The sequence below is a fragment of the Microbacterium sp. NPDC057407 genome, assembly GCF_042803895.1.
GTDB lineage: Bacteria > Actinomycetota > Actinomycetes > Actinomycetales > Microbacteriaceae > Microbacterium.
In genome coordinates, this window is the sequence record NZ_JBHVCA010000007.1 from 113,405 (window position 1) to 120,050 (window position 6,646).

General features: G+C 70.8%; 6 protein-coding genes and 1 pseudogene. 1 reads left to right on the forward strand and 6 read right to left on the reverse strand.

Annotated features, from left to right (window positions below; translation table 11 throughout):
- Nucleotides 1-4: 4 nt before the first annotated feature.
- The gene (locus ACFUTX_RS15790) at nucleotides 5-877 is read right to left on the reverse strand and encodes an Fpg/Nei family DNA glycosylase (RefSeq protein ID WP_378866805.1); all 873 of its coding nucleotides are present in this window, start codon (nucleotides 875-877) and stop codon (nucleotides 5-7) included.
- Nucleotides 878-910: 33 nt separating this feature from the next.
- The gene (locus ACFUTX_RS15795) at nucleotides 911-1,477 is read right to left on the reverse strand and encodes a GNAT family N-acetyltransferase (RefSeq protein WP_378866808.1); all 567 of its coding nucleotides are present in this window, start codon (nucleotides 1,475-1,477) and stop codon (nucleotides 911-913) included.
- Nucleotides 1,478-2,102: 625 nt separating this feature from the next.
- On the opposite strand from ACFUTX_RS15795, the gene ACFUTX_RS15800 reads away from it, so the two are divergent.
- Nucleotides 2,103-2,831, forward strand: coding sequence for an endonuclease domain-containing protein (locus ACFUTX_RS15800; protein ID WP_378866811.1), 729 nt, complete (start codon nucleotides 2,103-2,105; stop codon nucleotides 2,829-2,831).
- Between the two features lie 97 nt (nucleotides 2,832-2,928).
- Here the strand turns inward: ACFUTX_RS15800 and trpS are convergent, their stop codons facing one another.
- From trpS to ACFUTX_RS15820, 4 genes and pseudogenes are all read right to left on the reverse strand, one after another.
- A complete protein-coding gene (gene trpS, locus ACFUTX_RS15805; protein ID WP_378866813.1) occupies nucleotides 2,929-3,933 on the reverse strand; it encodes a tryptophan--tRNA ligase in 1,005 nt (334 codons plus the stop codon).
- 82 nt (nucleotides 3,934-4,015) lie between these two features.
- Entirely contained in the window at nucleotides 4,016-4,864 is an 849-nt protein-coding gene (locus tag ACFUTX_RS15810; RefSeq protein ID WP_378866816.1) for an exodeoxyribonuclease III, read from the reverse strand.
- 73 nt (nucleotides 4,865-4,937) lie between these two features.
- On the reverse strand, nucleotides 4,938-6,326 hold the full coding sequence (locus ACFUTX_RS15815) for a YihY/virulence factor BrkB family protein (RefSeq protein ID WP_378866819.1): 1,389 nt from the start codon (nucleotides 6,324-6,326) through the stop codon (nucleotides 4,938-4,940).
- Nucleotides 6,327-6,335: 9 nt separating this feature from the next.
- A pseudogene (locus ACFUTX_RS15820) lies at nucleotides 6,336-6,646 on the reverse strand (MFS transporter); the annotation flags it as partial.

Below are 6,646 nucleotides of genomic sequence, written 5' to 3' on the forward strand. Positions count from 1 at the left end.
GCCTTTATTTGAGAAGGCGCGAAAGACGCCGGTCGGCCAGGATCTTCCCGCCCGTCTGACACGTCGGGCAGTACTCGAGCGAGTTGTCGGCGAAGAACACGCTGCGCACCTCGTCGCCGCACACGGGGCACGTCTCGCCCCGCCGGCCGTGCACCCGCATCCCGCGCCGCTTCGCGTCCTTCAGTTCGGCGGGAGGCTTACCGGATGCCGCGGCCACCGCCTCCGCGAGGGTGTCGGTCATCGCGGCGAACAGGCGGTCGACATCGGCGTCGTCGAGGCTCGACGCCAGCGCGTACGGCGACATCTTCGCCGCGTGGAGGATCTCGTCGGAGTACGCGTTCCCCACACCGGCGATCGTCGCCTGGTCGCGCAGCACGCCCTTGATCTGGGTGCGACGTCCCGCGAGCAGGCCGGCGAGCGTGTCGCGCGTGAACGACGGGTCGAGCGGATCGGGACCGAGGCGCGCGATCCCCGGCACCTCGGCCGGATCGCGCACCGCGTAGACGGCGAGCGACTTCTTCGTGCCCGCCTCGGTCAGGTCGAACCCCGAGCCGTCCGAGAAGGCGACCCGCAGCGCGATCGGCGTCTTGCCCGGCCGGATCACCGTCGCCGGCAGCTCGTCGTAGAACCGCAGCCACCCGGCCTTCGCCAGGTGGAAGACGAGGTGGGGCGAGGCATCCGTCCCCGTCGTCGCGAGATCGACGAACTTGCCGTGGCGGGCGACCTCGGCGACCCGGCCGCCCTTGAGCGCGTCGACCGGAGGGTCGTAGGTCTTGAGCGCCGCGATGTTCGCGACCGTCACGCGTGTCACCTCGAGTCCGGTCAGGCGTCCGCGGAGGAACTCGACCAGACCCTGAACCTCGGGCATCTCCGGCATGCGGCCATCCTGCCACGGCCGGGCCGAACGGGCTCAGCTGTCGAGAACCGGCCAGGGCTGCGGCATCCGGTCATCGCTGCGGAGCAGGGCCGCGATCCAGCCGTCGTCGCGGTACTTCGCGTTCGAGAGCGCCTGGCGCAGAGTCCCCTCGAAGTGGAAGCCCAGCGCGCTCGCGACGCGCGCCGAGGCGACGTTGCCGACGACCGCCCGCCACTCGATGCGCGAGAGGTCGACGCCGTCGGACGCGAAGCCCCAGTCGATGACGGCGTTCGCGGCCTCGCGCAGCCGCCCGCCGCCGCGCGAGGCGGGAGCCATCCAGAAGCCGATCTCGCCGTTGCCGTCGCCCTCCATGCGGTAGAGGCCGATGGTCCCGATGAGGGTGCCGTTCTCGCGGATCGCCCACGTCACGTGACGGCCGGCCTCCCAGTCCTTCGGCACCTGGCGCACGAACGACTCGGCGTGCTGCCGCTCGTACGGCACCGGAACCGGCGTGTAACGCTGGATCCCGGCATCCTGACAGGCCTCGAAGATGGCGTCGACGTCGGACTCGCGGGGCAGCGAGAGCTCGAGCCGCTCCGTGCGCAGGATCACCGGTTCCATCCCGCCAGGCTAACCCGCCCGCCGTCGTCGGCTTGTCCCGGGCCACGGGTGTGCCGTTTCTCAGGCTGCGCGGCGTCGGGCGACACCGGCATGCCCTCGATTCCGCGGAACGTCGGCCTCGACCCACTCTGCGGGCCTGAGTACGTGCCGGTCGTGACCCCGGCCGCCCTGATGTCCACCGGTGCGGAGTCGCGGCGCGGGTCGCGCGGCTCTCCGGCGGGGGCCGTGGGGTCGTGGCGTCATCTCCGACATCAACTCAGGCTGTGGGAGTGGGCGGCCCGCGAAATCGGGGTCGCCCTAACTCGGCCCGCTCGCCCCGCCTGAGTAAGTGCACCCGGCGGGCGGGCGCCCGGGCCTCACGGAGGGTCAGCCCGGTCACCGAGGCGCCCGGCAGGCCGGCGCGCGATGGCGCGCCTCCTTCACACGGAGGCATCCAGGCCACTCATCCACAGCCCTCGAATCTTTGCGCGTACGCCGCCGCAGACTGCGCGAGATTCGCGAGATGCATCCATGGTCTGTCCGAACCCGCGCTCAACTGCGTCGGAGGGGGATGACGCGTCGGCGACTCGAGGCCGCCCTCCGCGACGGGCTCCTCGTACGCGCTCGGCGCGACCGTTATCTCCGAGTGGACGCTCCCGACGATCTCATCCAGGCCGTACGAGTGGGCGGTCGACTGACGTGTCTGTCCCTGTTGCGACTGTTGGACGTCTTCGTCTTCGCCTCCGACCGCGTGCACGTGCACCTGCCAGGCAATGCGGCCAGGCTGAGGTCCGCCACCGTCGCCGGGCGTCCACTCGCGGCCCGCCCCGACCGCGACGCACGATTGCATTGGGCGCCGTTGCTGCACCCGGATGAAGCTCGCAGCGCAGTCGTCGGCGTCGTCGATGCGGTGATTCACGCCATACGGTGCCAGGCGCCGAGGTACGCGATCGCCACACTCGACAGCGCTCTGAACCGGGGCGTCATCGAACGGACCGATCTGAACGACATCTTCCATGCACTCCCGGCGAAGTTTCGTGCGTTGCGTCGGTTCATCGACGGTCGGGCCCAGTCCGGTCCCGAAACCCTGGTTCGGTTGATGGTGCTCGGGCTCGGCTGTTCCGTGGACCTCCAGGTGCAGATCGACGGGGTCGGTTTCGTCGACCTACTCGTCGACGAGTGGCTCGTGATCGAATGCGACAGTCGAGGCTTCCACGACAGCTGGGAGCAGCGGCGGAAGGACTACCGGCGCGACCTCACGGCGGCCACGCTGGGGTTCGTCACGCTTCGGCTGACGGCGGAGGACATCCTCTACCGTCCCGACGCAGTGCTTTCGGCACTTCGAGGCGTCCTCGTGCATGGTCGAAGGCCGTGACCGTGGTGCACAGCCAGCTGCCGACTGACCGCGGCCGTCCCGTGCTTAGCCGCCGCCCGACCCTCGCACCGGCGGCGCGCCGCGGAGCGGCCCGGGGTCAGACGCGGCGGAGGAGGCCGACCTTGTCGTAGACGTCGCCGAGGGTGCGGTTCGCGACCTCGTCGGCGCGCGCCGCGTTGGCGGCGAGCACCCGGTCGAGCTCGGCGGGGTCGGACAGGAGGTCGAGCGCTCGCTGGCGCACCGGGCCGAACTCCTCGACGACGACCTCGGCGAGACCCTTCTTGAAGTCGCCGTAGCCCCGCCCTGCGTACTCGTCCTCGATGGAGGCGATCTGCCGACCCGTCAGCGCCGCGTAGATCACGAGCAGGTTCGACACGCCGGGCTTCTCCTCGCGGTCGTACCGGACGGTGCCGTCGCTGTCGGTCACGGCGCGCATGATCTTCTTCGCGCTCACCGAAGGGTCGTCGAGCAGCCACAGCACGCCGGCGTCCGACTCGGCGGACTTCGACATCTTGGCCATGGGGTTCTGCAGATCGTAGATGCGCGCGGTGTCCTTCTGGATGACCGGCGTCGGCACGCTGAACGTCGTGCCGTAGCGGCTGTTGAACCGCTCGGCCAGGTCGCGGGTCAGCTCGACGTGCTGCTTCTGATCGTCGCCCACGGGCACGATGTCGGTCTGGTAGAGCAGGATGTCGGCTGCCATGAGCACCGGGTAGGTGAACAGGCCGACCGACGTGGCGTCCGATCCGTACCGCTGCGACTTGTCTTTGAACTGCGTCATCCGCCCCGCCTCACCGAACCCGGTGATCGTGGACAGGATCCACGCCAGCTCGGCGTGCGCCCGGACGTGCGACTGCACGTACAGCGTCGACTTCGACGGTTCGATGCCGGCCGCGATGTACTGCGCGGCCGTGCGACGCGTCTTCTCGCGCAGCTCGGCCGGGTCGTTGGGCTGCGTGAGTGCGTGCAGGTCGACGACGGAGAAGAACGCGTCGTACGACTCCTGGAGGTCGCGCCACTGCAGGAGAGCCCCGATGTAGTTGCCGATCTGCAGGGAGTCGGCGGAGGGCTGCATTCCGGAGTAGAGGCGCGGTTTGCTCACCTGACAATCCTAGGGTCGGCCGCGCCGGTCGCGATCCGCGCCGGTCGCGGACGACGGGACAACGGATGCCTCGGCCGCGGCGTCAGGATCCGACGGCGTAGTCCGCGACCACGGGGGAGTGGTCGCTCCACCGTGTGTCCCACGACGGCGCCCGCACCACCCGGTAGTTCGACACCCGTTCGGCGAGGGCCGGGGTGGCCAGGTGGTAGTCGATGCGCCACCCGCTGTCGTTGTCGAACGCCCGCCCGCGCATCGACCACCAGGTGTACGGGCCGTCGACCTCGCCGTGCGCCGCACGCCCCACATCGACCCAGCCCAGCCCCGGTCCGGTCGACCCGTCGACCCCGGTCACCGTCTCACCGGCCGGACCGAGGAACCGGTCGAAGTACGCCCGCTCCCGCGGCAGGAACCCGGCCTTCTTGACGTTGCCCTTCCAGTTGCGGATGTCGAGCTCACGGTGCCCGACGTTGAGGTCGCCCATCACGACCGCGAGGGGCGAGGCCTGCTGGATCTGCGGCATCCGCTGTTCCATGGCGTCGAGGAACGCCCACTTCGCGTCTTGCCGCGGCGTCTCGGCCTCACCCGTGTGCACATAGGCGCTCACGACGGTCAGGCGCTCGCCGTCGATGTCGAGGTCGGCCTCGATCCAGCGACCGGCCGAGTCGAGCGGCTCGGGCCCGAGCACCCGTCGCACCTCGACCGCCGGCATCCGCGTGGCGATGGCGACGCCTGCGCGCCCTTTGGCGAGCGCCTCGTCGTTCACCAGTTCCCACCCGGGCAGCGCGGTCTGCAGCTCTTCGAGCGTGGCGCGGACCTCTTGCAGCGCCATCACGTCGACGTCGGCCTCGTCGAGCCATTCGATCATGCCCTTGCGGGTGGCGGCGCGGATGCCGTTGACGTTGACGGAAGCGATGCGAACTCGACGTGGCACGCCCGTCAGCCTATCCGTGGCCGCCGACACGCCCCGCTGCCGAGGGTCCGCCCTGCCGTCCGGGCGCGGGGCGTCAGTCGCCGTCGCTCCCCGCCTCGTCCGCCCCGCTCTCGGTGTGGCGCGAGCGCGAGAACAGCGACCGCCAGCCGCCGTGCACCTCCACCGCGGCATCCGTCCCCGTGCCGGTCGCGGCACCCGGCTTCGCCGTACGCGAAGCCGTCGCGGTCGTGGTCGGCGGCTGCAGCAGCGACTTCTTCACCGGGGGCGGGGGAGCGGATGCCTCTACCTGCCGCAGCTCCTCCTCAGCCTCGTGCACCGCTCGCTCCGCGAGCGGCACACGCCACCACCGGGCCTGAGCGCGGGCGTCCTTCGCGGTGCGCAGCCGCACCCTCGCGGCGAGGAGCAGGGCGGCGTGCTCCTCGGCGAGCCGCTCGGCTTCGGTGGGTGGCAGCAGCACGACGTTTCGGTCGCGGGCGGCCACGGCGACCCACGACGCCGACACGAGCAGGACGATCCCCATCAGCCGGAACCACAGCAGCATCCCGATGAAGAACGCGAACCCCGCGAGCAGCGGGTTCGAGGGCGTGTAGCTGAGCAGGAGGCCCGCGCCGAGCTGCAGCACCGACAGACCCAGGCCGCCGATCATCGCGCCCGGCCAGATGCGCCGCCACGGAAGCTTCGTGCCGGTCAGGAAGCGGAACAGGCCGACGAGCGCGGTCGAGGTCACGGCGAAGCCGATGAACAGCGAGCCGAGGCGCACCGTGACGTCGACGAGGTCGCTCGCCTTGCCCCATCCGAGCACCGAGAACAGCCAGTCGATCGTCAGGCTGCCCACGGTGGAGAGCGCCGCACCGAGGATCAGCGCGGCTCCGAAGATGACGGCGGCGAGCAGGTCGCGCGCCTTGAGGAGGAAGTAGCTGCGACGGTCGGGCGGGATCGCGAAGAGCTCGCGCACCGCGCGGCGGCTGTAGGTCACCCAGTCGATGGCGGTCCAGATGAGCGCGCCGAGCGCGATCACACCCGTCCAGCCGAGGACGCCGGTGTTCTCCGACGCGATCTCCTGCACCTGCTCGGGCGTGGCGAAGCTGCTGTCGGGCGCGATGAGCCCCGGGATGTAGCTGTTGATCAGCGCGATGAACCCGTTGACGGCCTCGGTGCTGCCGCCGAGCCACAGACCGACGATCGCGAACGCGAGATAGACCGCCGCGAAGCACGCGAAGAGCGCGACGTAGCTCACACCGGCCGAGAGGAGGAAGCCGTTCTCGATGAGGAAGTTGCGCCACACCCGCACCGGGAACCACGCCAGCGTGGCCTCGGTGATGCGGGTCGCCCGGCTGATCGGGGCGTCGAAGCGCTGGCGGAGGTGCTGCTCGGTCTCTTCCCACCGCTCGCGCAGCGACTCCTCCTCGCGCTGCGCGGCGTCGGCCACCGCGCGCGCGTCCGGCGAGGGAGTCTGCGTCACGCAGTCAGATTACCCAGGAACGCCATCCCCGGGCGGGGAGGCCGGGGCGACCGCGGCGCGCGGCGAGCCGAATCGGGGGACCGCGAACAGGATCGCCGCCAGCGCGAGGGCGGGCAGCAGGAACGCGGGCCCGAGCCCGGGGCCGTCAGCCAGAAGGCCGATCGCGACGGCTCCGAGGATGGCCCCCGCGTAGTTGAAGAGGTTCACGCGGGCGATGACCTGGTCGCTGTGGGCGGGGTCGAGATCGCCCGCCGCGCCGAACGTCACCGGAACGAGCACGCCCGCGCTCACTCCGGCCAGCGCGAAGCCCGTGATGGCGG